This is a genomic window from Yersinia sp. 2541 StPb PI, from assembly GCF_052217145.1.
Lineage (GTDB): Bacteria > Pseudomonadota > Gammaproteobacteria > Enterobacterales > Enterobacteriaceae > Yersinia > Yersinia enterocolitica_E.
This window is the reverse complement of record NZ_JAZGQB010000001.1, coordinates 1,751,651-1,778,282: the sequence shown is the minus strand read 5'-3', so window position 1 is coordinate 1,778,282 and position 26,632 is coordinate 1,751,651. Positions and strand designations below refer to the sequence as shown.

The following is a 26,632-nucleotide window of genomic DNA, read 5'->3' as shown; positions in this document are numbered from 1 at the left end:
ATGCAACTGGCAATATACCTATCATCTTTCAACCATACATCTGTATGGGCTGCGGTCGTTTACCCGAATCACTGATAGCATCAGTTTATCGAGATTAGCGAGCCAGGACTTTGAGGCTCGCCCTGTGGCTGGCATAAGTGCTATTCAAACCCACTCTGACCGATTTGGCACTTGCTTGCCACCGCCCTACAATTTGAAATCTGTTAGGTATGATTCAATGCATTGGCATAAAAATGTCTGCTACCAGGTTCTTGTCGGCCCAGTATCAATATGTACAAAGTTACTGCGAGGGTAATATCCTACACCACCTGCACGCATTTTTAATGCTGCTTTGCGGATATTACTCAATTGAATACCTTCAATATGAAAATCCATTGCCCGCCCTTGCGTGTGGAAACTGTGTTTGGCCACACCACGGCTGCGTTCGCGCAGTTCATTATTGGTATCAAGTGAGCGGTACCCGGAAATAAGCTGCACCGGTTTAGTTGTGCCAAGAAGCCCTTGTAGGCGGTATAGTTGATCAAACAGGCGTGGGTCGATAGTTTTTACCTTATTGGCCCGATAATCGCGAAAGAGATGGTTTAAGCGGGAAAGTTCATCTTTGTTATAGCCCCGACCATCAAAAAATTCGGCTTTTATGGACTCGCCTGTATTGAGGTTATTCAGGGTCAAGATCCGTGGGCGAGGAGTAGAAAGGGTGGCAAATGCCTGCCCTGGAAGCAGCGATATACCCAGCGCTGCCCCGCCTAACGTTAGCCATTTACGGCGATAATTATCAATTTTATCCATGATCTCTGTTAATACCCGGCAAGAATGTCAAAAGAAAGCACTAACCAAATGTGCCGTCCCGAACCATAACCGCCTACGGAAAACCAGTCAACCCGCATTCGGCCCGCACTCGCTGTGCGTTTAAGTTCGGTTATAGAGAACCCCAATTTGGGGCCCCCTACGACAACCCGATATTAAGACCATTAGTTATTGAGTTTTACTGCATTTATTGCATTAAAAGTTCAGCCTGAGGTGAGATTTGTGCACCGGATCTCACCGTCTTATCATAATTGTAAATATCTGTTCTAAATTGTGGCCTACCGTCATCCGCCACCCATGCTGTCAGGTAATACAATTGCACCGGGACACGTTGGCGAATATTCACGTAGGTGGTATCGCCTTGTTTTAACGTTGAGGAAACCCGCGCATCATTCCAACCAGCATCTTGCAATAACATATTTGCCAGATCCGAGGCTTTATTGACGCGGACACAGCCGGAACTTAATGCACGGATATCTTTCTGGAACAGACCATGGTTCGGCGTGTCATGTAAGTAGATAGCATCAGAGCTTGGCATATTGAATTTGAAGCGCCCTAATGAATTGCTGGCACCTGGTGCCTGACGCAGACGGTACGGGAAGTTATTAGGCGAAATCATGCTCCAATCGATCATCGATGGATCAACAACTTCAGCCTCATTACTCCAACCAGACAGAACGGTATAACCATGACGCTGGAAATAGCCGGCGTCATAGCGTGCTTTGGGTACGATATCCTGGCGCACTAGAGACGTTGGTACATTCCACGGCGGATTGACCACCACATTATTTAACGCACTGCTCATCAACGGTGTCTTGCGGCTTGGACGGCCAACAATCACCCGCGATGAGAGAACCTCAGCACCATTCTTATAATAATTAAGCGAATAGTTTGGGATATTAACCATAATGCCGTTATCGACGTGTCCCGGTAAAATACGCAACCGCTGAATATTCAATGCCAATAATGTTGCCCGCGTTTGTGGTGAGACATTCAACCATTCACGAGTTCGGACACCAATAACACCATCATCACTTAGCCCATGCCACTGTTGAAAACGTTTAACGGCTTCCACCAACTCAGGCGTATAAACATTGTCGGTTATAGTTGTGGTGAGCGGCGCTGATGGCGACGCTACAACCCCACCGGTAACAGGAACGTCGGCCACGGGTGCCGCTGAAGGGCTAACCACTAAACTGTGAGCCTGAGCACGGCTCTTTTCTTCATCAACCGAGAGATCATCATTGACCACGGCTACTGCTGGATTATCCACCGGGATAACCTCTGGGGCTTTGGCCGGTTCAGATGCAATGGGGTGTAGCATGCCCGTTCTGTCTAGGATTTCCCGTAGCGCTGGAATATCGTCACTTAACTGACCTGGGCGCAGGCTGGGGCCATTAGACATCTGTGGCCATGGCTGGCGGTCTGCCAGCATCAGTTTCAATGCCTGATGCATTTTGTCGTATTGAGGATGTTGGGGGGCCAGCGATGCCAGATAGGGTGCGGTGGTCCCTTCATGCACCGCTTGCTGCCAACGATTTAAAATAGTAACCGGCGGCATCGCCATTTTGTATGGCACATTGCTGTATAACCAGACACTACCGTTAGCGCCAACACCTGAAATAAAGTGCAAGTATCCCAGCATGGCATCTGACAAAATAACATCGCGAGCTTGACCGGTAATGTCAGGGTCACTCAGCCATTTTACCCACTGCATAAATTGCGGCTGGAGACCGGAGAGTGCCACTTCAGCTAATTGCTGCTGAAAATGCTGCACCGCAGTTCTATCCTGCCACATCGGTTGCATACGGTTGGCGGCATAAAGCAATGCCAACTCAGAAGCATAGAAAGGTGTCACCGTTTTAGGCAGCACTGATAATAACTGTGAGCGGCTTTGTGCGACCGACATTGTCGTACCACTCATAGGCAGCGCTGAGGATGAGTCTAACGGCATGACAGGTGCCGTGGCTGATGCTGTAAATATCGGCATCAGGCTATAAATTAAAGCGCAGTATAATGCTAATGCGCGTTGCGGATTTCGTTTCCTTATCGACATTCTATGCCCCCGGTATGCTTATCTAAGTACGTCATAGTCTGTCGTTACCCTTCTTCCCTGAAGCCGCAGCATTGTTGCTGCTCTGGCACCCGAATCCCTGAGCGTCGATCAGTTCAACGAGATTTGTTCGTTGGCTACCACTTCAATAGTTTCGGGTTTTCATCATTATTATACAAACAGAACTGCCCCTTGCGTGGTCAACGATATAAATTTAACCATTTACGTTACGCTAACAGATTTCCAGTGGTTATAAAATATAACCCTAAGGTGTGGAAGAAATAAAAATGGCCGCTAGTTAGCGACCATTTAATCGGATTAATTATTGCCGCCTTCTTTCTGAACAATAATTAACCGCCGGGTTGTATCTCGGCAGGTATCGGCGGCAATGTTGGTATTTCATTGGCAAAACCTCGTAAGCCAACCACATGTACATGCTCATGATTTTGGAAGACTTTTCGTACCAACTTATAGGTTGTCCCTTTTTCCGGGCTGATATTTTCTGGTGCTGCAATTATTAATTGCATTTCCAGCCGCTCGCACAGTTCAAATAATGTCGCGATAGATTTGGCATCCAAACGCGCCGCTTCATCGAGGAACAGCAAACGGCAAGGGGAAATATCTTTGCCGCGCAGACGACGTGACTCTTCTTCCCAACTCTGTACCACCATGACCAGTATTGACATACCGGTACCAATAGCCTCACCGGTTGACAATGCGCCGCTTTCTGCCCGCAGCCAGCCATCTGAACCGCGATAAACTTCGACTTCCAGTTCCAGATAGTTACGGTAATCAAGCAGTTCTTCACCGATGGTCTGCGGCAAGCGCTGCCCCATATCCATTTGTGGGTTCAACCGCTGGTACAGTTTTGCCAATGCTTCGGAGAAGGTCAGACGATTGCTATTAAACAGATCCTGATGCTGCTCTTGCTGCTCGGATAGCACATCGAGCAAGGTCGCGTGAGCTTCACGTACATTCACATTCAGCCGCACGCTCTTGACCTGACCAAATGACACCGCTTGCAAACCCTGATTCAGCATACGGATGCGGTTCTGTTCGCGCTGAATAGTTTTACGGATAATATTCGATACACTTTTGGAACTGATTGCCAGCTTCTGTTCGCGAGCGGTTAATTCTTCGGTCAAACGGCCCAGTTCAATCTCCATCTGTTCAATGGCTTCAACCGGATCATCAGTGCGAATAATATCCTGACGAATACGTTCACGCAGATGTTGGTAGACCGCGATATAGAACTGAATCTTACGCTCAGGCCGTTTCGGATCTTCAGACAAACGCAGCACATCGCGCAGATGTTCATTATCAGCCACCGCCAGACGCAGAGCACCCAAGGCTTTATCCGACATAGAACGCAGCTCGTCACCGTCCATATAGGCCAGTTCGCGGCGATGCAAACGACGCTCAACGCCATTATCTTTCACCATCCGCATCACCGCACACCAACCTGCTTTGGCATTGACGACTTGTTCACGGATCTGATGATAATCTCGTTCCAGCTTGCGCAGTTTCTTCTGGAGGCTATCCATCTCAGCTTCACAGAAGGTTAGCTGTTTTTCCAACTGATTACGGCGTGAACGGTTAGTACTTAATGCCGCATGCAACTCGTCACGGCGGGTACGAGCACGGGCTTCTGCATTAGCATCAGCCTGAACACCGATATCCACCAGTTCCTGACTTAACTCTTTCAGCATGTCACGCTTGGCGTCATAAGAACTTTTTAACGACGCTAGCACCTGATTATACTGGGTAAATTGCGCTTGATACTGACGTAACTGCTCACGAGCGCGAGTGCGTTCTGCTTCCGCCTGCTCCAAACGCTGGCGCAGTTTGTCGTTGAGATCAGAGTTCTCCGTCAACATGCCCGCAGAATCGGTATAGCTAAAGTGCGCACGACGCTGAACAACTTCAGTCAGTGCAAAAGCTTGCTGTTTAGCCTGACGCTGGCTGTTTTGCGCCAATACATAGTTTTCCTGCAACTGTTCGTGTTGTTGCGGGTCACTTTGTAATACCGCTAACAGCGGTTCAAGTTTAGTCAGGGAAGCGCCATGCTTCTGAATATGGCGAGCCGCCTCTTGCGCTTGCGCCGATTCTTCAGTTATCTCTTCGACACGGTCAGTCAACGTATCATCAAGTAGCAATGAAATCAGTGGGATCAAGCGGTTAAGGGCTGAAATCCCCTCTTTAGCCTGTTCAAATTGCTGGCGCTGCTGCTGGTTGCTTTCTTCGTGTGCACTCAGAGCTCGCTCTATTTCACCACGACGGGTATTGAGTAAACGAATTTCAGCTTCAGGATCTGCATCAAATGCCACGGCCAGATGAGAACCGATAAAACGGCTGAATGCTTGATGCAAGCGTTGCGTTTTTTGCACATCAAATGACAGCGTGGCATAACGTTCAGCCAGGCTGTCACGCTCTTGATACAGTGCTTCCAGCCGGTTCTCACGGGCAGCGCGGCCAAACAGCGGCAGTTCTGGATAACGGGAGTAACGCCACTGGCGATCCGCAATTTTAACCACTACTGCTTTTTCATGCTCTTCAACGGCAAATACACTGTCATCAAATGATTGTGGGTCACCCTCGATAAGATAGAGGTCTTCCGGGCAGTCTTCTAAACCCTGTAGTTGATCCCGCACTAGTGACAAGTCCGGTACCACGATACCGTGGCGCGATGGGCCATACAGCGCGGAGAAGTATGGCGCATCATCGATGGTAACATCGTCATAAATCTCGGAGAGCAACACACCACCGAAGCGTTCGGCCAAAGCAATCATCCGCGCATCTTCAGCACCACTTGGCTGACTTAACCGCTCAATTTGCGTATCAACAGCACGTTTGCTTGCGGCAACTTCATCGCGCTCCACCGTGGTTTCGCGTTCACGCTCCAGCAGTTGCTGCATGTGTTCGGTAACCTGACGGCTATCCTCCAGCGCCTCACCGCTCTGTTCGCTGAGTTGACTCAGCGCATCTTGTGCCGCCAACCAGACTGGCGCACGCGCCGTCAGCTCTTGAATTTTGAGCTTAATTTGCTCGAGTTCCTGACGCATTTCCATGCGCCGCTCACCAGCATCACTGACGTTGAGAGAGAGCTCTTCAACCTGTGACTCCAGCTCACGCTGCAACTCTTCCAACTCCTCCGGCTGGTATACTTGCCCCTGACGTTTACAGAACTCTTGCAGCAAGCGCTCTGCGTCTTGCTGAGCACGTAAACGCTGTTCCAGCTCTGACAAACGCATCCGCAATGGTTGCACACGTTCAGCCAAATGTTGTTGAGACGGCCAGTCACGCAACAATTCCCGCGCAGTTTGCCAGGCTTCACTGCGACTGACTTCGCCGGCGATAGCCACCACTAACTGATAAGCTTGCTCAAATTGGCTGTGCGCAGCATCAGCAACACTCAGTTTTTGCTCAAGTTGTAATAAAGATTCAGTCGCTTCCTGCTCTTTGGCATGGAAGGTTTCTAGCCACTCTTCGGCATTATCGGCAGTTAATTCTGGCAACTGACACAGTGCGCGCGCGCGTTCCAAAGCCTGTAAGGCTTGCTGATATTGGATAGCACGGGTCTGTTGAACGTCCAGCGCTTGCTGGTAATCGGCCAACTGACTTTTCAGTTCGTCCACCTCCAACTCAGCAGCTTCAGCACGGGCTTCGTTATCGGCCTGCTGCTCGCTGGCCTCGGCGACAACTTCATTTTGCTCTTCCAGCCGGTAAGTCAACTCTTCCAAATCACTCTGGTAGCGCTCGATCTTTTCCTGCTGGCGCATGGCGGTCTGCACCAGACTCAGGTGGTCACTGGCCGCCTGATAATCTGTTTCCAGATCCGATTCCGCACTGCTTTGCTCGGCTAACTCTCGCGACATTTCCACATGACGATACTGCTCAGTCACCAATTGCTTGCGGCTGGTCAGCAAGTCACGGCGCAATACCAATGCGCCATCAAGATGGATCCGCCGCTCATTGGCATGACGCATATAGTCAGCAGCAACGTAGGACGTTGCCTCTGAAATCAGATGCTTAAACAGATCACGATCAGATTGAGTGACACGAATAGCCTCAAGGGTCATACGGTTTTCACGCAATGCCGCTTCCATATCCTGGAAGGCTTTCCGCACGCCGCTGTTTTCTGGCAATAAGTAATCACGCAGTGAGCGGGTAATCGCGCTGGAAATACCACCGTACAACGATGCTTCTATCAAACGGTAAAATTTGCTGCGATCGGCAGAAGAGCGTAAACGCTTTGGAATCACACCCAAATCAAACATCAGCGAGTGGTAGTCAGTGATGGAGTTAAATTGCTTGAACTGCACCCCTTCCATCGCTTCGACGCGCTCTTTCAGCTCTTGTAATGACAGGACGCGCGCCTGACGCTCACCCACCACCTCTGTAAGAATCTGGGTAGGTTGGATAGCCGTCGGCAGCCCCTGAATGGTGAAAGGCTTAATATCAACCTTGCGGTCACGCCCTGCCACTTGTTGCAACCGCACCCCGACAACCACACGTTGGTGGCGGGAGTTGACGACATCCAGCGTTGAATAACAGACCCCGGCCCGCAATTTGCCGTGCAGACCTTTATCACGAGAACCACTGGTGGCACCGGCTTCGGTGGTGTTACGAAAGTGCAGCAGTGTCAGGTCAGGAATCAGTGCTGTAACGAAAGCGGCCATAGTGGTGGATTTACCCGCACCATTGCCGCCAGATAAAGTGGTTACCAGCTCATCAAGATCGAATGTCCGGGCAAAAAAACCATTCCAGTTAACCAAGGTCAGCGAGCGAAATTTACCGCGTTCAATCATTCCTGTTCATCCTCTGCACTGTCCGCTGCATTACCCATGGTGATGTCAGTTTCATCGCTTTCATCATGGAGTGACAGACTGTTTTCCACCGCCATGGCCTCGCCATCACGGATCATGCGTAACTGGGCTTCCCGTGGGTCATCGCCGCTACGCACATCAGCACCAAAGCGGAATACCGCTTCAGTGATACGAAACTTGCTGCTGTCATTGCCCATAAAGTAGATCATCCCCAACCGACGCAGCCGGTTAAGTGAGGTTCGTACTTTTTCCTGCAACTTCTGTTTATCCAAATCCGACCCGGTTGAGCGCTGGTTAACAAACTTCAGCAATTTGCTCTCATCGGCCAGACTTAGCAGCTCTTCGTATAATTCGTGCTGCGCGAAAATGCCTTCATGGGCCAAACGTTCAGGGCTGAGATACAGATAACAAAGGATCTTGCCAACCATCATATCCAGCTCAGATAGCACCGAGCGTGGAATCAGCGTGGTAGAACGGGGACGCAGATAGAAGAAACCTTCCGGTGCACGGATTAACTCCACGTTATAACGGGTATAAAACTCTTCCAGTTGCTCCTGAAAATCCATCAGGAAAGCATGATTATCCAGTTCATCAATCCCGATATGACGACCGGCACGTAACTGGCTGTCAAGTGCTGGAAACAGTGAGTTGGCCAATGCCTGAGCCAGTTTAACGGGCATTACTACTTCAATATTTGTTGATGACATGTGCCTGCACCTTGGCTCCGTAATCATTGATTGCCAACCATTCTGCTGGTAACCCTGAGAAATCGGCTTCGGCCACACCAAGGCGAACTGCCTGGTCGACCAGGATACGAGCCACGTCGAAATGACGAGCACGCGGATATTGCGCGAGGTAGTCGCGCATCACTTCCCCCAGATTAAGTGGCATCTTTTGTTGCTGGTATACCAACAACGCCTGCTCAATCAGGGCGGCTAATTGCTCACGGATCTCATTAAATTCTTCAAATTCCAGATCCGGTGGCAGCTCCCCGGTAACTTCCTCACTGCGCAACGCCAGTTCTTCATCGCGCATATCCAGCAAGCGATCAGCGTTGGCATAGGTGAGAGTCCATGGGCTATCAAAATAATTCTGAACTGACTGGCGCAAGCGTTGGGCGAAGACACGGTTTTTATCCATATCAATCGCAGTACGGATAAACTTATGCACGTGGCGGTCATAGCCGATCCACAGGTCAATCGCCTGCTGACCCCAACTGATAATGCGGTCAAGTTTACTTTGTAAATCAAAGACCAACTTATCCACCAGATCCAGACCCGCATTGCCGATAGTGGCTTCTTGAATACGTAACAGGTTAGCCTGAAGTTTATCACCTGCCGCTTCCAGCGTATCTTGTAATTCACGCAGTGTGCCGGATGTTTCTGACAACAGCATTTCACAACTGGCAATAGCCGCCCGCCAATCCTGATTCAGCAACGCGGCGATATCTTCCTTCACACTATGTTGCTGCTCGTCCATCAAGCGTTGCGTCATATCAATGCTGTCGAAAATTTCAGCAACTGAATATTTTAGCGGGGCAAAAACATTACGATGCCAGTGGAATTCATCCCCCCCCTCTTCGGCTGCTTCTGCCGCCCGTTGTAGCTCTTGTGCGACAATCGATAACTGCATTGACAGGCGCAGGGTGGAGAATTCGCGCTGCCGGATATAGTAGTCAGTGATACCAATGCCTAACGGCGTCAGGCGGTAAATCGCATTACCATCGGCAATTTCACTGGTAAAGCGGTTGAGTAACCGCTGGCGCACCATGTCATTGATAGCATTATTCGCGCGCACGGCCACGGTTTCATGGGTCTGCTCAAAACCTTTGCAGACGTGGCGAAATGCATCAACTAACTCCCCTTCACTCATTTCGCCATCCAGCCGCTCACCGTTTAACGTGGCAATAGCTAAAAGAAAGGCCAAACGATCGGTGGGCAGAGTAATCGAAAAGTCATTTTTCCGCGCCCAGGCGACCAGTTCGGGTACTGTCTGGGAAAAGTCACTCATAATGGGTCCTTCAGATTTGGCTTAAACGCCATGACATGCACGTAGCGCCCCAGGCTGATAAAGGGCTCCTGCCGGCAATAGCGCTGTTCCAACGCCAATAATTCAGCAAACTCATCAACTTGTTGCTGTTTATTTTTCATGTAATCGTGAAACACCCGTACTCCCGTCTTACCGCTAATGGATAAACCCATTTGCTCAAGCCAACCATATACCGTTGGTGGATCTAAAGGGTATTGCGGCGATAGCGAACGCTGCCTACGCCTTTTTACACCCGGTAACGCCAACTGAAAGTTACCCAATACCGCATTACGCATCACCAATCCATTGGCATTGAAAAACATCAATGAGAGCGCGCCGCCGGGAGTCAACGCATTAAAGAGTATTTGCAGAACGTGTTGAGGCTCTGCAATCCATTCTAAAACCGCATGGAACAATATCAGATCAACCGGCTGTTCTAAATGTTGGGTGATGTCCTGAGCCGCACTTTGTACAAATTGCATGTTGTGGCTCACACCTTTTTCCAAGGCAGCGGCTTTCGCGCGCTGGATCATCTCCGCTGACAGGTCACATAATAGGACCTGATGGCCTAATGCCGCCAGTTGGCAAGCCATATGCCCTTCGCCACCACCTGCATCTAAAATCCGCAACGGGCGTGGTGGCAACTGCGCTAACAGCCCGCTGATATCTTGCCAAACCACCGCCTGGCGAATCATTCCCTTCGTCGTACCATAGATATTGCGGGAAAACTTCTCAGCAATGTCATCGAAATTGCGATCCTGCATGAACAACTGCTCCGCTATAACTATTGATTTAACGGCTTTGATAGATAATGGTAAATCAATAGCCACAGTAAAAAGAATGCCTACCAACCTGCTATTTTGGCACAGCCTGACTTAGAATAAATCCTCTTGGCCTGTAATCAGCGCCAAATGCCGGTTTTTCAGCCAAAAGGGCCCTATTTTTATGCTTTTCACCTTAAAAAAGTTTGTTGGCGGCTTATTAATGCCCCTGCCCTTGTTACTCATCATCATGGGGCTGGCACTAATTTTATTGTGGTTTACCCGCTGGCAGAAAAGTGGCAAAACACTTTTTGCGTTGAGTTGGCTGGTATTATTGCTTATTAGCCTGCAACCTGTCGCTGACCGCCTGCTATTGCCACTGGAAAAGTCATACCCGACTTATCAGGGAAACGACCCGGTAGATTACATTGTTGTGCTCGGTGGCGGCTACACGTTTAATCCGAATTGGGCACCAAGCGCCAATTTATTCGCAAATAGCCTGCCAAGAGTCACTGAGGGTGTCAGGCTGTATCGTGCACATCCTAACGCAAAAATGGTTTTTACTGGCAGTGCGGGTCCGAACAACCAAAGCAGTGCAACAACAGCAGCTCAGGTGGCAGAAAGCTTAGGTGTTCCGGTGGCGAATATTATTGCGTTAGAGCAACCGAAAGATACCGTTGAAGAAGCCGCGGCGGTCGCCACTCTGGTGGGTAATAAACCATTTTTGCTGGTCACCTCGGCAAATCATCTGCCCCGAGCGATTAAATTCTTTACCGCCATTGGGTTACATCCAATCCCCGCGCCTGCAAATCAGTTAGCCATCACCACGCCACTGCATAGCTGGGAGCGTGCTATTCCAGCAGCGGCTTATTTAGGCCACACCGAGCGTGCCTGGTATGAAACATTGGGGCTGTTGTGGCAAAAATTAAGCGGGGATAGCAAGGATGAATAATTTTGCTATTAATAACTCATTGTCACCCGTCAATATCCAATAGATTTCGAAATGCAGGAAGGCGGCAAGGGAAAAAATCCCGATGAGCTTACTTATTTTTTAAGGTCAAGAGCAGTAAGTGATTCGGGTTATTGAGCGCAGCCAACACACCAGCAACTTGAAAGATGAAGGATATTAATCTAGCCAAGGGAGAAGTTGCCTGGCGGCATTATCAAATACAGCACGATCCAGATTCCCGGTATGGATGAAGCGGGCCACCAGTTCCCAAAGGGTATAGAGCCATCGGCGGGCAACAAAGGATTCAGAGACCGGTGCTTTATTGAGATAACGATAGAATAGCTGACTAGGCATGCCCTCTTCGCTGAGGCGGAACAAGTCATACTCTCGTGGAGCCCACAACATCGGACCAGGATTAAGCATCGCTAGCAACTGATCGCTGCGCGCATCTTTTAACATGCTGCGGAGAGTCAGGTTGCCGTGCACCAGCACTGAGCTGTCATCAAAACCGGCAAAAAGTGCCGTTAATGACGCCTTCGCACGGTAAAGTATTGCACGGTCTTCCAATGTCATAACCGGTGAATTCATATTAGACAAGGTCGCCCACAACACTTCAACTCGTTGCTGATACCAACTGAACCAATCATTTTCCTGGGTGCTATCAACATTACCCACACAACCGTGGCTATCAATGCGGTGCCATGCCAGCACACCTTCAACTATCTGATCCATCAAAGCATCCCAGCGCTCCCCCGTCCGAGTCGGTGCCTCCACCGAAACACCACGTAAACGCTCCATCAACAGAATTTCTTTATACGGGGATTGGTGGGTCATCACCAGTCCGTACACTGTGGGTAGCCGGATATCACCTTCCCGAGCCAGCATGGAAAGTTTATACGCCTCTTGCTGTGCAATCCCCTGACAAACATAGCTCTTCGCCAGTAATGGGATTGCCTGCCCCTGCTGGTTATACATCGCGTACAGGTGGGCATAGGGCTGCTCGCTGATACGTTCGAGGCGGGTGATAGATTCCCCGAGCACCACACTTAATTCAGCTTTCAGTTGTTCCATTATGCTCAGTCCAATTATCTGGCGAAATTGATGGTTCATAATGGGATGACGGGCGGGAGATTTCCAGAATGCAGATCAACTATTATTGATAATAAAAATCAAACTATCGGATACAAAGTAAAAACGCCAGGCCCAATTGGACCTGGCGCAAACAGTTCGGTGCCCGTAATGGTTACTGATGAAACATGATAGCGCGCACCCGATCCAGATCAGCCTGAGTATCAACCCCAACCGTGGGTATCGCTTTTGCTACCGCGACGTGGATCTTTTCGCCATACCACAGTACTCGAAGTTGCTCTAATAGCTCGATTTGTTCGAGTTTGCTCGGCGCCCAATTAACATAACGGCGGATAAAACCTGCACGATAAGCATAGATACCAATATGGCGTAAGAAACAATCACCGATAGTCTCTTTTGACTGAGCAAAACGCTCTCTTTCCCATGGGATCGCCGCGCGGGAGAAATAGAGCGCGTAGCCTTGCTCATCCATCACCACTTTAACCGCATTAGGGTTAAATGCTTCTTCGCTACTTTCAATCGGCACCGCTAATGTTGCCATGCCAGCACGACAAGCGGCCAGATTATCAGCCACCTGACGGATAATTACCGGGGGTATCAGAGGTTCATCCCCTTGGACATTTACGATAATATCATCATCTGAAAAACCATATAGTTCAATAACTTCGGCTAAGCGCTCGGTGCCAGATTGATGATCGGCACGGGTCATACAGGCCTCACCACCGGCAGCCTCAACGGCTCTCACCACCTCAGGATGATCTGTTGCCACAATCACCCGTGACGCGCCCGACGCCTTTGCTCGTTCCATCACATGAACTACCATCGGTTTGCCCGCAATATCGGCCAATGGCTTGCCGGGTAACCGGGTTGAAGCATATCGAGCGGGAATTATAGCGATGAAACTCATGCGTGCTTCTCATCAATTGACAGTGGGCGGGCTTCATTCTCCAACAATACCGGAATACCATCGCGCACCGGGTAAGCCAGATTGTCAGCTTTACATACCAATTCAAGGTTTTCTTTATTGAAATACAACTTGCCGTTGCAAACCGGACAGGCAACGATCTCGAGTAAACGGTGGTCCATACATCCTCCAGAATGGAGTTTAGCCAGCAGGAAAGTGCTCGAGGATACCATATCTGCTGAGGCAGGTTAACTGTACCGATGCTGCCTGCGCTATCAGCGATTAATAACAAGGAGTTATGTTAATTAGCAACTACATAAGTAAATATAGATAGCTATCTCGTGGGATAAATGCTGGTTTTGTTATTGATATGTTGAATAGCGAGGAGTAGAATTTTGTGATTCACATCACATAAATAGGCATATCGAGTAAGAGATGAAAGTATTCCATAAAATTATTGCGCTGTTTGCTAACTTCAGCAACTAAGCCGCATAAAGACAAATAGAAGCACCTGCAAAAGCTGCCCGGCGACAAAGCAACCTGTCGAATAGAGGCCAAAAATACCCAAGGGTATAAATACAAACGGCTACCAAAAGGTAGCCGTTTGCTTAGAAAACGAGTTGATCGTCGTCGTTTACTTAGAAAGCGATCACATCTGCTGCTGACGGCCCGTGAATACTACGATAAGTAGAGAATTCAACGTCCTGCCCTTCACTGAGTGATTTATTTTTGGTGTTGGCGATAGCCGTTTTGCTGACATACACATCCAAACTACCATCGTGTGGCGAGATGAAACCGTAACCTTCTGATTGGTTGAACCATTTCACGCGACCCATTTTTAACGTCATAATAAATTTCCTTTTACTGGGCATCCTAACAACTCATTTTTATTTATTGTTTAGATGCAGTTGCCCATCCTAAAGTTTTCTGATTAAACCTCTATGAGCTTGATTTTATGAAAAAACCCGCATAAGTGCGGGCTTTAGAATTTTGCTATCCAGATCGATGATTAGCACATCGGCATCATCACTTTCTAAGATAATCTAAACATTATTTCTCTTAAATTACAGAGCAACAACGTTTGCAGCAGCCGGCCCGCGCGGGCTGTCTTGGATGGTATACTCAACACGCTGGCCTTCAGCCAAGGTTTTGAAACCATCAGTTGCGATCGCGGAGAAGTGAACAAACACATCTTTACCGCCATCATGCTGTTCAATAAAACCAAAACCTTTGCTTTCGTTGAACCACTTAACCTGACCTGTCTTCTTAGACATAAACTTCACCTTCAACTTCTTCTTTCAAATAACATTAAATCTGCCATAAGGCACTCGCGCTATGAGTAATAGCGGGCCTGCATCAGAACATTACTTATGGGAGTTACTATCAGAGATACTGGAAGGTTCGTCTTTGGATCGGCATCAACAAGATAACGTCTGGGAGGAACTGCTTTACTTTAGTCTCGAACACTCTTACACATAAATAGGTCTGTAGCACAGGCCAGCGGCTATTAACTCATAAAATACCATGCCGCGCAACTATTTTATCTGGGAAGGTAGTTCAGTAAGTAGCATCAATGGGATGCCACGCATAAAAAACCAATATTCTCCACTGCTTACCCCATTAATTATCGATATCAATCTAGACTAAAAACTGAATAAGCATGAAGGAGCTATCCGATTATGACTCACCCACCGTTTGTCCACCCCGATGAGATTCGCGCCAGATTCTCCAGTGCCATGTCGGATATGTATCAGGATGAAGTGCCGCTATACGGAGCCTTGTTACAACTGGTTGCTGATATCAACAACCAAACTATGGGTCAGCAACCGGAACTTACCCGCCATTTACGCCGGACCGGAGAGATTGAGCGCCTGAACATGGAACGACACGGTGCTATCCGAGTGGGAACCGCCGCTGAACTTGCGACCCTGCGCCGCCTGTTTGCGGTGATGGGTATGCTGCCTGTTGGTTATTATGACCTGGCCCCGGCTGGGGTTCCGGTTCACTCGACGGCATTCCGCGCTGTCCATGAAGCTTCGCTGCAAACCTGCCCATTTAGAATTTTCACCTCATTATTGCGCCTTGAATTAATTGAACAACCAGAGCTGCGGCAACAAGCTGCCGATATTCTGGCAAAAAGAGTGATATTTACTCCACGGGCTATCGAATTAATTACTCAGCATGAAATTTCCGGCGGGCTGACCAGCAATGAAGCCGATGACTTTATTGCTCAGTCATTAGAGACATTTCGCTGGCATAATCAAGCGACAGTAAGTGCTGATGTTTACCAACAACTGCACGATCAGCATCGTTTAATTGCCGATGTGGTGGCTTTCAAAGGACCCCATATTAACCACCTAACGCCACGAACGTTGCATATCGATGCCGTACAAATTGCGATGCCAGAACATCAGATTACCCCCAAAGCGGTGATCGAGGGGCCACCTCCGCGCCGCTGTCCAATATTATTACGGCAAACCAGTTTTAAAGCCCTTGAGGAACAGGTTTCGTTTGTCGCAACAGATGGTCGACTCACTCGAGGGCATCACACCGCCCGTTTTGGTGAAATAGAACAACGGGGGGCAGCGCTGACAGCGAAGGGGCGTAATCTCTATGACTGCCTGCTACAGGCGGCACAAGATCAACTACAGGTTCCCGTAAATGAAAAAAATGCCCTGCAATACATGGCGATTCTCAAGGAGAAATTTAGCCAGTTCCCAGATGACTACCCGACAATGCGCGCTGAACAGCTCGCTTTCTTTCGCTATTTCCCTACCGAGAGAGGGCTAAGTACCCTTACTGAATCAATGCAAAACCTGACATTAGACCAATTGATTGACGGGGAATTTATCCAATATGAGCCGTTAGTTTATGAGGATTTTCTCCCCGTCAGCGCAGCAGGTATTTTTCAATCAAATTTAGGGGACAGTGGTCACAGCCAGTTTGCGGGGCACTCCAGCAAGCAGGATTTCCAGCGGGCGCTGGGAGCCACGGTAATTGATGAACTACAGCTATATGAAGAAACCCAGCAGCGCTCAATTGTGGCATGCGCGGCATCCCTCAAGCTAACACTGCTGAGTCTATAAAGTGGGCTACTTGGTGTGGCGTGATAATGCCTGAATGTTCAACAGCAATTGTTCAGCCTGATCCGGCGGTAACTGTGCATCTACCGGCAGGTACCACCAATTAGGCTGAGCAAAAGCCCGGCACTTGACTGCATCTTTTTCAGTCATCAATAATATTTGCGGGCCACTCGTTAGCGGACTAAGTTGTGCTAATGAATAATCCTGATGGTCAGCAAAAGCATGCTTACTCTTAGGCTCAATACCCAGTAAATTCAGGGTAGTAAAGAACCGAGGAGGATGACCAATACCCGCCATTGCAACGACATGCTGGAGTTGCTGTGCGGGTAACCGCTCACCGCTAACCAGATTGACGGCCTGCCGCGCCACCAACTGCATCGGTATTTCTCCGCTGGCGGCAATACCACCATTGGTAATTACCGCATCCACTGAGTGCAAACGCCCCGCCCGTTCACGCATCGGGCCTGCCGGTAACCACCAACCATTACCGAAACGACGCACACCATCGATCACCACCAGCTCAAAATCACGCTGTAGCGCATAATGTTGCAATCCATCGTCGGTGATGATGAAGTCCAAAGTGTGAGCTTTTAGTAACGCTTTGATGGCATCTGAGCGCTTTGGTGAGACAGCGACCGGTGCCTGAGTACGTTGATATATCAGAACCGGCTCATCACCTGCCTGCACCGTGGATGTCTCATTGGATAGCAGTAGCGGATACACCGTAGATTTGCCCCCGTAGCCACGAGACACCACCCCAACACGGTAACCCCGTAGTTTTAGCTGTTCCACTAACCAGATTACGACCGGTGTCTTACCATTTCCGCCAGCAGTAAGGTTGCCGACAATAACCACCGGGACCGGTGAGCGCCAAGCAGAACGCCAGCCAAGAGAGTAACTGGCCCGGATAAGTGCTGTGACCGCACCGTATAACCAAGATAGTGGCAGCAGTAGCAGATACAGCCGAGACCGCCCAGACCAGATACGCTCAATCATTGGCCAAACTGCATACGATTAAGTTGGGCATAGGCACCATGTTGCGCCAACAACTCTGCATGTACACCACGCTCGACAATGCGCCCCTCTTCAATGACCAAAATTTCATCGGCTTTTTCAATCGTAGATAAGCGATGGGCAATAACCAATGAAGTACGGTTTTTCTGCAACTCATCCAATGCGGACTGAATCGCCCGTTCAGATTCAGTATCCAGCGCTGAGGTAGCTTCATCCAGAATCAATATCGGGCAATCTCGCAATAACGCACGAGCGATAGCGATACGCTGACGTTGCCCACCTGAGAGCATCACACCGTTCTCGCCAATAACAGTATCAAGGCCAAATTCCATTTTATTGATAAAATCCATGGCATATGCCATTCGGGCGGCTTCTTCGATTTCAGCGCGGCTATAGTGCTCGTCACGGGCATAAGCGATATTATTGGCAACCGTATCATTGAACAGATGAACATTTTGCGACACCAAGGCGACTTGGTTTCGCAAGGCACCAAGCCGATAATCACGCAAATCGTGCCCGTCCATCAAGATACTGCCTTCGCTGACATCATAGAACCGGGTCAGTAAATTGGCGATAGTTGACTTACCTGAGCCTGAACGCCCTACCAATGCCACGGTCTTACCCGCGTCAATGTGCATATTGATATCATTCAGTGCTGGGGTGTCTTTGCCTGGGTAGTAGAAAGTGACATGGCGGAATTCTATTTCGCCTTTAGCCCGCTCAACTTCCAGTTTCCCCTCGTCTTTTTCCTGTTCCATATCCAGAATAGCAAATAGCGTCTGACAAGCTGCCATCCCGCGCTGGAACTGTGCATTCACATTGGTAAGGGACTTCAACGGGCGCATCAGAGCAATCATTGCCGAGAACACCACAGTGATGGTACCCGCTGTCAGAGTTTCCATCACACTAGGGAAACTTGCCGCATACAGCACAAACGCCAACGCAAATGAAGCAATCAACTGAATGATGGGATCAGAAATGGAAGAAGCAGAAACCAGCTTCATCCCCTGCTGACGCATGCGATTACTGACGGTATCAAAACGCTCGGTTTCAACTTTCTGGCCACCAAAGATCAACACTTCTTTGTGCCCTTTCAGCATTTGCTCTGCACTGGTGGTCACTTCTCCCATGGTGCTTTGCATATTTTTACTGATATTACGAAAACGCTTAGAGACTAACCGGATAGAAACAGAAACAATCGGTGCAATGACGATTAAAATCAGCGACAACTGCCAGCTGTAATAAAACATCATGATAAACAAACCGATAATAGAGGCCCCTTCACGCACCACTGTAACCAATGCGCCAGAAGACGATGCCGCTACCTGCTCAGAATCATAGGTAATACGGGACAACAACGTGCCAGTCGATTGCTGGTCAAAGAAGGATACCGGCATCCCCATCATATGGCTAAATAAGCGGCGACGGATGAACATCACGACTTGACCAGAGACCCATGAGATACAATAGCTAGAAATAAAGCCGGTTATTCCACGAACCACCATCAAACCGATAACAGCCAACGGCATCCATTTTAAAATTGAGCTATTCGCTTTACCAAAACCATCATCGAGCAAAGGTTTCAGTAACGACAGCATAAACGTGTCACTGGCGGCATTAAGGATTAATGCTATCGCCGCGACAACAAGACCGGTCTTATAAGGAGAGATCATTGGCCAGAGGCGACGGAACGTCTGCCATGTGGATAGATCTTTATCATTCATCATGCAAATACCAGCACCAGAAGAAATAGCGGCCCATTCTACTCATTATGGCCTCCAACGCCAAACCGCTGGTGATACCAACGTGGCATTATTTGTTCCCGATAGCCCCTAATTTGCCAACTATCGCTGTAAAAATACACAGTTAGCTGCCCGGATACCGAGGTATCACGCCAAATAATGCTATTTTTTTGATAGCGTTTAATCACTTTTTTAGCTGGCAGGTGCCATTGGTTATAGCGTGCAGCGGAAGCAAAAGCCAATTCTGGCTTCACTGCCCGCAAAAATGGGCCGGTTGAAGAGGTATTGCTGCCATGGTGGGGAACTTGCAGCAATGTTGAGGCTAGCTTAGCACGATAATTTTTAACTAACTGCCGCTCTCCCCGTGTTTCAAGGTCGCCCGTCAATAACAGACTGTGTTTGCCATCATCAATGCGAATAACACATGAGTCATCATTTTGGGCGTTAATCACATGAGTTCTTGGCCATAAAACCTCAAAATTTAAATTTTGCCATTGCCATTTCACGCCTTGCTGACAGGGCAAACCCGCTATCGGGCCAGTTAAGGAGAAAGGTGCACGGATTTTCGCCTGCGGGAATGCCGCCTTTAACTCAGCTAGCCCTCCGGTGTGATCAAGATGATCATGGCTAAGGATAATTTGCTCAACCACAATGCCCCGCCAACGTAAATAAGGGAGAATAACCGCAGCTGCCATGCTACTGGTGTGCCAACGATTGCCCGTATCAAAGATAATTGCTTTCCCTGCGCGTTCTATCACTATTGCCAGACCGTGCCCAATATCCAACATATCAACACGCCAGCGATAATCATCACGCCGCTGAGTGAATAACACCAAATTGACACACAGGACTACCACCCCAATTGGATAGCTGCGCCACCACTGAAAACGCCAAATAAGTATTACCAGCCACCCCGCATAAGCCACGGCAACGGATGCTAACCCAGTATGCAACCAACCGGTTTTTAGATGATTGAGTGGCCAGAGTACCGCGCAAAGCGATATATCGGCCAAGAACCAAAACAGGCCAGCTACGGTAGGCAATGGTATGCAGGCCAAGGCCAACAATACGCAAGGCACAGTAAGCAGGGATATGATAGGCACTGCCCACAAATTTGCAGGGATAGAAAACAAGCTGACGCCATGAAATAGGCCTATCTGCAGTGGCATCAATAGTAGCATCATACCAAATTGTAAATGGAACCAGCGGATAATCAGCCCAAGCCATCCGCCCCTAAAACGCTGAGTAATTGGCACCCAATAGAACCAACATATCAGACTGAATACCGCCAGACAGGAGAGCCAAAAACTGTCTGATAGTACCGCCAGTGGTTCACTAAGTAATATTAACGCCAACACCCAGAGCCACACTTGCCAGGCGCTGCATAAAATACCGAACAACCTCAGCAGTAACCATAGGGTTAATGCTATAGCCGCCCTCATCGCGGGTGGATTCGCGCCCGCCAACCAAACATAAACCATTGCCACAAACCAGCCAATCAGCAGCGGGAACACGGGCCCTACCCAACTAACGGGTAGAAAGAACTGGATCCCACGAGCCAGTATCCCGCCAAACAGCGCCGCTAGCCCGATGTGCAAACCCGATATCGCCATCAGGTGCGCCGTTCCGGTATTACGAAAAAGTGCCCACTGGCGTGTGTTCAACTGTTCTCTTTCACCAAAAGCTAAAGCTAGCAGTATCTGCCGCTGGTCATACTGCTGTAGCTGCTGTTCAATAACACTGATGGCCCGCTGGCGGAGATTACAATGAGCATCACGCAATTCAGCCTTCATCACTCGCCCTTGCAATGGACGCTGGTTGGCTATAGCCCAGCGTTGGCTATCAAACCCCCCTTCATTGAGTAAGCTATGCACCGCCCGCATTCGTAGCCTCAACACCCATTGCTGCCCAGCACAATAGCGCTCAAGCTTCTCCGGCCACTTTACTGATACTGCAATCGGCGGAAATACTCTTTGCCCATTAACTTGCTGAATGCCCAACAGGACCTTATTCCCTTCTCCCCATGTCAGATAGGCATTCTTTATAGTGGCGATAACTTGCTGCTCACCTTGAGTTAACGCCTCAATTTGCATTAATACCCTATTTCCGTGCCAACTTCCCCACGCAAAACTGATGATGACTAATGCCACGCATTGCCAGTAGATACGCCCACTTAACCATACCAGTCCCCCCAACACTAGCAGCCCCACAATGATGAGAGTTCCTGGCAACTGAGGTAGAAAAATAAGAGGTAAGAAGCCAATGGCAATAGCGGCCGCAGCATGATCGATTGATAAAGTGATAAGAAGCCATCCCTTGTATTACTGCCAGATAGCCTCATTGCCATCCGCTTGCCTCATCGTGAATATGTTGATTTTCTCTGTTGATGGATGATGCAGCCAGTACAAAAAGTGGAAGTTCAGAGCGGCTTCGCGGATAGTTTAATCTTGTTACATAGCTAACAACGCCTATGCGGAATGTATCGAAAATAAAGCTGAGCTTATTACAGGTAAAAGGGAGATAGAGATAGAGATAGAGATAGAGATAGAGATAGAGATAGAGATAGAGATAGAGATAGAGATAGAGATAGAGATAGAGATAGAGATAGAGATAGAGATAGATGAGGGTATTTGAATAAGTGAATAAACAATATTTAATCTATTCGTTACAAGGTTTTAATATATATTCAGCTAATTTTAGCGCGTGACATTAGAAAGAAAAAAAGAAAAACGGTGCCATTAGGCACCGTTTCTTATCAGCGTTTATACCTTTTATAATCAGCGTCATAGCAGTATTAGCTATGACACCAATGATTTAGGTATAGATAATAACGCGGTAAGTTGTAACCAACTTAACCGTAGATATTAGCGCGATCACGCAATTCTTTACCTGGCTTAAAGTGTGGAACGTACTTACCTTCCAATTCAACTTTAGCGCCAGTCTTTGGATTACGGCCAACACGCGGAGCACGGTAGTGAAGAGAAAAACTGCCAAATCCTCGGATCTCAATGCGCTCACCTTCAGCTAGTGTTCCAGCCATATGTTCAAGCATTTCTTTCACTGCATCCTCAACGGCTTTAGCCGGTACATGAGATTGCTGGCCAGCAAGTCTTTCAATAAGTTCAGACTTGGTCATATTACCTCCAAGCTTTGCAGCTAAACTACCGTATAGGGGCGGAAAAACCGCCCCCCGTTATTACTCGCCTTTTGCAGCTTTGAACGCTTCTGCCATTGCGCTAGAGAAGTTACCTTCTTCTGGCTTGTTGTTAACTGTAGCAATAGCATCTTTCTCATCAGCTTCGTCTTTAGCACGAACAGACAGGCTGATTACGCGGTTTTTACGGTCAACGCCAGTATATTTGGCTTCAACTTCATCACCGACGTTCAGAACCAGCGTCGCATCTTCAACGCGGTCGCGAGTTGCTTCGGAAGCACGCAGATAACCTTCTACGCCGCCTGCCAATTCAACTGTAGCACCTTTAGCGTCAACTGCAGTTACTTTACCAGTAACAATAGCACCTTTCTTGTTAACAGACAGGTAGTTATTGAACGGGTCTTCTGCCAGTTGTTTCACGCCCAGGGAGATGCGCTCACGTTCTGCGTCAACTTGCAGAACCACAGCTGCGATTTCGTCGCCTTTCTTATATTCACGAACTGCTTCTTCGCCTGCAACGTTCCAGGAGATGTCAGACAGGTGAACCAGGCCGTCGATGCCGCCGTCCAAGCCGATGAAGATACCGAAGTCAGTGATAGACTTGATTTTACCTTCAACGCGGTCGTTTTTGTTGTGAGTTTCTGCAAACAGCTGCCATGGGTTAGATTTGCACTGTTTCAGGCCCAGAGAAATACGACGACGTTCTTCATCGATGTCCAGAACCATAACTTCCACTACGTCGCCAACGTTAACAACTTTAGACGGGTGAATGTTTTTGTTGGTCCAATCCATTTCTGAAACGTGTACCAAACCTTCAACGCCTTCTTCGATTTCTACGAAGCAGCCGTAATCAGTCAGGTTAGTTACACGACCAGTCAGCTTGGTGCTTTCTGGGTAACGTTTAGCGATAGCAACCCATGGATCTTCGCCAAGCTGTTTCAAGCCCAGGGATACACGAGTACGTTCGCGGTCGAATTTCAGAACTTTAACAGTGATTTCGTCGCCCACATTGACAATTTCGCTTGGGTGTTTAACACGTTTCCAAGCCATGTCAGTAATGTGCAGCAAGCCATCAACGCCACCCAGATCAACGAATGCACCGTAGTCAGTCAGGTTCTTAACGATACCCTTAACTTCCATGCCTTCTTGCAGGTTTTCCAGCAATTGATCACGCTCAGCGCTGTTCTCAGATTCGATAACTGCACGACGAGAAACAACGACGTTGTTGCGTTTCTGATCAAGCTTGATGACTTTGAACTCAAGCTCTTTGCCTTCCAGATGCAGAGTATCGCGAACTGGGCGCACATCAACCAGTGAACCAGGCAGGAACGCACGGATACCGTTCAGTTCGACTGTAAAGCCGCCCTTCACTTTGCCGTTGATCACACCAGTAACGGTTGCAGCTTCTTCGTAAGCTTTTTCCAGCATCAGCCATGCTTCGTGACGCTTAGCTTTTTCACGGGACAGCAGAGTTTCACCGAAGCCGTCTTCAACAGCGTCCAGAGCAACGTCAACTTCGTCACCAACTTGAATTTCCAGTTCGCCTTGCGCGTTCTTGAACTGTTCTGCTGGAATTGCTGACTCAGATTTCAGACCGGCGTCAACCAGTACGATATCTTTATCGATAGAAACAACAACACCACGGACGATAGAGCCCGGACGTGTTTCAATTGTTTTCAGGGATTCTTCAAAGAGTTGAGCAAAAGATTCTGTCATGTTAATAATCTTCAGGATTCTTAAGTTTAACGTCCATCTAGCATCCCGCCGGATGGGGTTGTTTCACATGCCTCGCCACAGATCCTTGCAGCAAGGTTAAAGTGCTCATCAAAAATAATTTTAATTAAAAAATAAATCGTTGAGAGCTCAGAACTGACCGCATTGTCGTTATTTTTTCAACGGCAACGCTAAAATTCGTTGGGCATAAGCCAGCGCCTGTTCGATCACCTGCTCGATGGACATACTGGTTGAATCCAGTACCAACGCATCCGCCGCAGGGACTAAAGGTGCAATAGACCGGTTACGATCACGAGAGTCTCGCTCCTGTATCTCGGCCAAAAGACGTTCAAAGTTAACATTAAACCCCTTTTCCTGCAACTGTAGCATACGTCGGTGCGCGCGTTCTTGCGAACTTGCATCAAGAAATATTTTCACCGGCGCATCAGGGAAGACCACCGTCCCCATATCGCGACCATCGGCAATCAGGCCCGGTGCTTCACGAAATGCTCGCTGGCGGCGTAGTAATGCCTCACGGACTCGCGGGAAAGCCGCCGCCTGAGATGCAGTATTCCCTACAGTTTCGGTGCGGATTTCATTGCTGACATCCTCACCTTCTAAAATCACTTTTAACTGCCCATTCTGTGAGACAAAACGAACATCGAGATGTGCGGCAAGTGGAACCAATGCCTCTTCGGTGCTGATATCAACCTGATGATGCAGGGCTGCTAACGCCAAAACCCGGTAAATCGCACCCGAATCCAGCAAGCGCCAGTTCAACGATTCAGCCAAAGCTTTGCAAAGCGTACCTTTACCTGCACCACTTGGTCCATCAACGGTTATCACCGGGGCTATCGCCGTCATTTCTCTCTCCTTTCGGTAGGCAAAACCTCTTGTCTACCCAGCAGGGCAAACACAGGAGCAGCATTATACGCCGCATCGATGTGAACTGTTACCCTCGCGTGGTTCAGTTGCTGAAAATAAAACCATAAGCCGTGGCTGGAGTGTAGAAGAGATGTGAAAGATAGCCAGAAAAAACATTTATTCTTATTTGCCAATAAAGAAAAGTGCTATCCGTCTATAAAATAGGGAATGGGTACCGACTGGTACCCATTAGAGGTCAATAAATTCGGCGCAAAAAGGTCAGGCTGTCTGGCTCAGATTGGCCAATTGTTCAAAGTAGTCAGGGAAGGTTTTAGCGGTGCATTGAGGGTCAAGAATCGTCACCGGAGTATCAGATAACGCCACCAGTGAGAAGCACATCGCCATACGGTGGTCATTGTAAGTCCCTATTTCAGCGGCAATTAATTGCACGGGTGGCACCACACGAATATAGTCTTCACCTTCTTCAACTTCCGCACCCACTTTTCTCAGCTCAGTGGCCATCGCAGATAAGCGGTCAGTCTCTTTTACCCGCCAGTTATAGATATTACGAATAACCGTCGGGCCATTGGCAAACAGTGCGGTGGTAGCAATGGTCATGGCCGCATCAGGAATGTGATTCATATCCATATCGATACCCTGTAATTCGCCACGGCTACATTCTATATAGTCATCACCCCAGCTAATTTTTGCGCCCATTTTTTCCAGCACATCAGCAAATTTGGTATCACCCTGCACGCTTTTTTTACCGATACCCGTAACACGCACGGTGCCACCTTTAATTGCCGCGGCGGCTAAGAAATAGGACGCAGAAGACGCATCGCCCTCAACCAAATAAGTACCCGGAGTGCGATATGTCTGGCCGCTTTTTATATGAAACAGTTGATAGTTCTCATGCACCACATCAACACCGAAGGCTTTCATCAGATGCAGGGTAATATCGATGTATGGCTTAGAGACCAGAGTGCCTTGAATCTGAATGTCGGTATCTTGCTCAGCCAAGGGGGCAGTCATCAGCAATGCTGTCAGAAATTGGCTGGAGACACTACCATCAACGGTCAGTTTTCCACCACGGAAACCACCACGTAAGCGCAACGGCGGGTAGCTCTCTTGCTCCAGATAATCAATCTGCGCCCCGCCCTGACGCAAGGCATCAACCAAGTGGCCAATTGGCCGCTCTTTCATCCGCGGTTCACCGGTTAGTACGATGTCGCTGTTACCCAAGCAAAGTGCCGCAGCCAATGGGCGCATTGCCGTGCCCGCATTGCCTAAGAACAGTTCCAAGGGTTGGTCTGCGACCAATTTGCCACCTACACCATCCACTTCACATTGAGTGCGATCAGCCGAAAGGCGGAAATTCACCCCCAATGCCTGCAAGGCATCGAGCATATGGCGAATGTCGTCACTGTCTAACAAGTTATTCAGCTGGGTCGTCCCTTCGGCCAGCGCTGCCAGAAGAAGTGCACGGTTAGAAACACTTTTAGAACCGGGTAAGTTAACGGTGCCATTGATCAGAGCAATGGGTTGTAAAGTCAGGGATTCCAACATGGGAAAAGCACTCTCCAGTCTTCTGTGTGCAAATAAATATATTTTAAATAAGGGTGATAACTCAATCTGAGCAGACAAA

The 26,632-nt window shown here is 48.6% G+C and carries 20 protein-coding genes; 2 read left to right on the top strand and 18 right to left on the bottom strand.

Annotated features, from left to right (window positions below; genetic code table 11):
- Window positions 1-240: 240 nt before the first annotated feature.
- The 6 genes from V1953_RS07790 to cmoM all read right to left on the bottom strand — a co-directional run bounded on the left by V1953_RS07790 (window position 241) and on the right by cmoM (window position 10,478).
- Entirely contained in the window at window positions 241-789 is a 549-nt protein-coding gene (locus V1953_RS07790; RefSeq protein ID WP_083158449.1) for a YcbK family protein, read from the bottom strand.
- A 205-nt stretch (window positions 790-994) separates the two neighbouring features.
- Window positions 995-2,863, bottom strand: coding sequence for a L,D-transpeptidase (gene ldtD / locus V1953_RS07785; protein WP_442850813.1), 1,869 nt, complete (start codon window positions 2,861-2,863; stop codon window positions 995-997).
- Between the two features lie 347 nt (window positions 2,864-3,210).
- Window positions 3,211-7,668, bottom strand: coding sequence for a chromosome partition protein MukB (gene mukB, locus V1953_RS07780; protein WP_083158447.1), 4,458 nt, complete (start codon window positions 7,666-7,668; stop codon window positions 3,211-3,213).
- Window positions 7,665-8,393 carry a chromosome partition protein MukE gene (gene mukE, locus V1953_RS07775; RefSeq protein ID WP_042568220.1) on the bottom strand — a complete coding sequence of 243 codons (729 nt, stop codon included), beginning with the start codon at window positions 8,391-8,393 and terminating at the stop codon, window positions 7,665-7,667. Before mukE ends, mukB begins: the two co-directional genes overlap by 4 nt.
- Window positions 8,374-9,696: a chromosome partition protein MukF gene (gene mukF / locus V1953_RS07770; RefSeq protein ID WP_102970391.1), complete on the bottom strand. Its 1,323-nt coding sequence runs from the start codon at window positions 9,694-9,696 to the stop codon at window positions 8,374-8,376. Before mukF ends, mukE begins: the two co-directional genes overlap by 20 nt.
- Complete coding sequence (cmoM, locus tag V1953_RS07765) at window positions 9,693-10,478, bottom strand: tRNA uridine 5-oxyacetic acid(34) methyltransferase CmoM (RefSeq protein WP_420072993.1); 786 nt, start codon at window positions 10,476-10,478, stop codon at window positions 9,693-9,695. Before cmoM ends, mukF begins: the two co-directional genes overlap by 4 nt.
- Window positions 10,479-10,659: 181 nt before the next feature.
- Between cmoM and elyC the strand changes: the two genes are divergently transcribed.
- Window positions 10,660-11,427 carry an envelope biogenesis factor ElyC gene (elyC, locus tag V1953_RS07760; RefSeq protein ID WP_083158445.1) on the top strand — a complete coding sequence of 256 codons (768 nt, stop codon included), beginning with the start codon at window positions 10,660-10,662 and terminating at the stop codon, window positions 11,425-11,427.
- A gap of 174 nt (window positions 11,428-11,601) precedes the next feature.
- On the opposite strand, the gene V1953_RS07755 is transcribed toward elyC, so the two are convergent.
- The 5 genes from V1953_RS07755 to cspE all read right to left on the bottom strand — a co-directional run bounded on the left by V1953_RS07755 (window position 11,602) and on the right by cspE (window position 14,691).
- Window positions 11,602-12,495 (bottom strand): YcbJ family phosphotransferase, encoded by an 894-nt coding sequence (locus tag V1953_RS07755; protein ID WP_083158444.1) that lies wholly within the window; start codon window positions 12,493-12,495, stop codon window positions 11,602-11,604.
- Window positions 12,496-12,667: 172 nt separating this feature from the next.
- The gene (kdsB, locus tag V1953_RS07750; RefSeq protein WP_442850812.1) at window positions 12,668-13,420 is read right to left on the bottom strand and encodes a 3-deoxy-manno-octulosonate cytidylyltransferase; all 753 of its coding nucleotides are present in this window, start codon (window positions 13,418-13,420) and stop codon (window positions 12,668-12,670) included.
- Complete coding sequence (locus V1953_RS07745; protein WP_004700032.1) at window positions 13,417-13,599, bottom strand: Trm112 family protein; 183 nt, start codon at window positions 13,597-13,599, stop codon at window positions 13,417-13,419. Before V1953_RS07745 ends, kdsB begins: the two co-directional genes overlap by 4 nt.
- 456 nt (window positions 13,600-14,055) lie before the next feature.
- The gene (locus V1953_RS07740) at window positions 14,056-14,265 is read right to left on the bottom strand and encodes a cold-shock protein (RefSeq protein ID WP_005159937.1); all 210 of its coding nucleotides are present in this window, start codon (window positions 14,263-14,265) and stop codon (window positions 14,056-14,058) included.
- 216 nt (window positions 14,266-14,481) lie between these two features.
- Complete coding sequence (gene cspE, locus V1953_RS07735) at window positions 14,482-14,691, bottom strand: transcription antiterminator/RNA stability regulator CspE (RefSeq protein WP_032906172.1); 210 nt, start codon at window positions 14,689-14,691, stop codon at window positions 14,482-14,484.
- 405 nt (window positions 14,692-15,096) lie between these two features.
- Between cspE and hglS the strand changes: the two genes are divergently transcribed.
- A complete protein-coding gene (gene hglS / locus V1953_RS07730; protein ID WP_420072994.1) occupies window positions 15,097-16,503 on the top strand; it encodes a 2-oxoadipate dioxygenase/decarboxylase HglS in 1,407 nt (468 codons plus the stop codon).
- A gap of 6 nt (window positions 16,504-16,509) precedes the next feature.
- Here hglS and lpxK read toward each other — a convergent pair whose 3' ends face one another.
- The 7 genes from lpxK to aroA form a co-directional block, all read right to left on the bottom strand.
- Entirely contained in the window at window positions 16,510-17,496 is a 987-nt protein-coding gene (gene lpxK, locus V1953_RS07725; RefSeq protein ID WP_372569318.1) for a tetraacyldisaccharide 4'-kinase, read from the bottom strand.
- Window positions 17,493-19,241 carry a lipid A ABC transporter ATP-binding protein/permease MsbA gene (gene msbA / locus V1953_RS07720; protein ID WP_420072995.1) on the bottom strand — a complete coding sequence of 583 codons (1,749 nt, stop codon included), beginning with the start codon at window positions 19,239-19,241 and terminating at the stop codon, window positions 17,493-17,495. Before msbA ends, lpxK begins: the two co-directional genes overlap by 4 nt.
- Before the next feature lie 35 nt (window positions 19,242-19,276).
- Window positions 19,277-21,559: a ComEC family protein gene (locus V1953_RS07715; RefSeq protein ID WP_442851307.1), complete on the bottom strand. Its 2,283-nt coding sequence runs from the start codon at window positions 21,557-21,559 to the stop codon at window positions 19,277-19,279.
- 548 nt (window positions 21,560-22,107) lie between these two features.
- A complete protein-coding gene (ihfB, locus tag V1953_RS07710) occupies window positions 22,108-22,392 on the bottom strand; it encodes an integration host factor subunit beta (RefSeq protein WP_005184672.1) in 285 nt (94 codons plus the stop codon).
- Between the two features lie 60 nt (window positions 22,393-22,452).
- Window positions 22,453-24,126, bottom strand: a complete 1,674-nt coding sequence (rpsA, locus tag V1953_RS07705) for a 30S ribosomal protein S1 (RefSeq protein WP_004391091.1) — start codon at window positions 24,124-24,126, stop codon at window positions 22,453-22,455.
- A gap of 168 nt (window positions 24,127-24,294) precedes the next feature.
- Window positions 24,295-24,987 carry a (d)CMP kinase gene (gene cmk / locus V1953_RS07700; protein WP_050084945.1) on the bottom strand — a complete coding sequence of 231 codons (693 nt, stop codon included), beginning with the start codon at window positions 24,985-24,987 and terminating at the stop codon, window positions 24,295-24,297.
- 279 nt (window positions 24,988-25,266) lie between these two features.
- Window positions 25,267-26,553 carry a 3-phosphoshikimate 1-carboxyvinyltransferase gene (gene aroA, locus V1953_RS07695; protein WP_083158438.1) on the bottom strand — a complete coding sequence of 429 codons (1,287 nt, stop codon included), beginning with the start codon at window positions 26,551-26,553 and terminating at the stop codon, window positions 25,267-25,269.
- Window positions 26,554-26,632 lie beyond the last annotated feature (79 nt).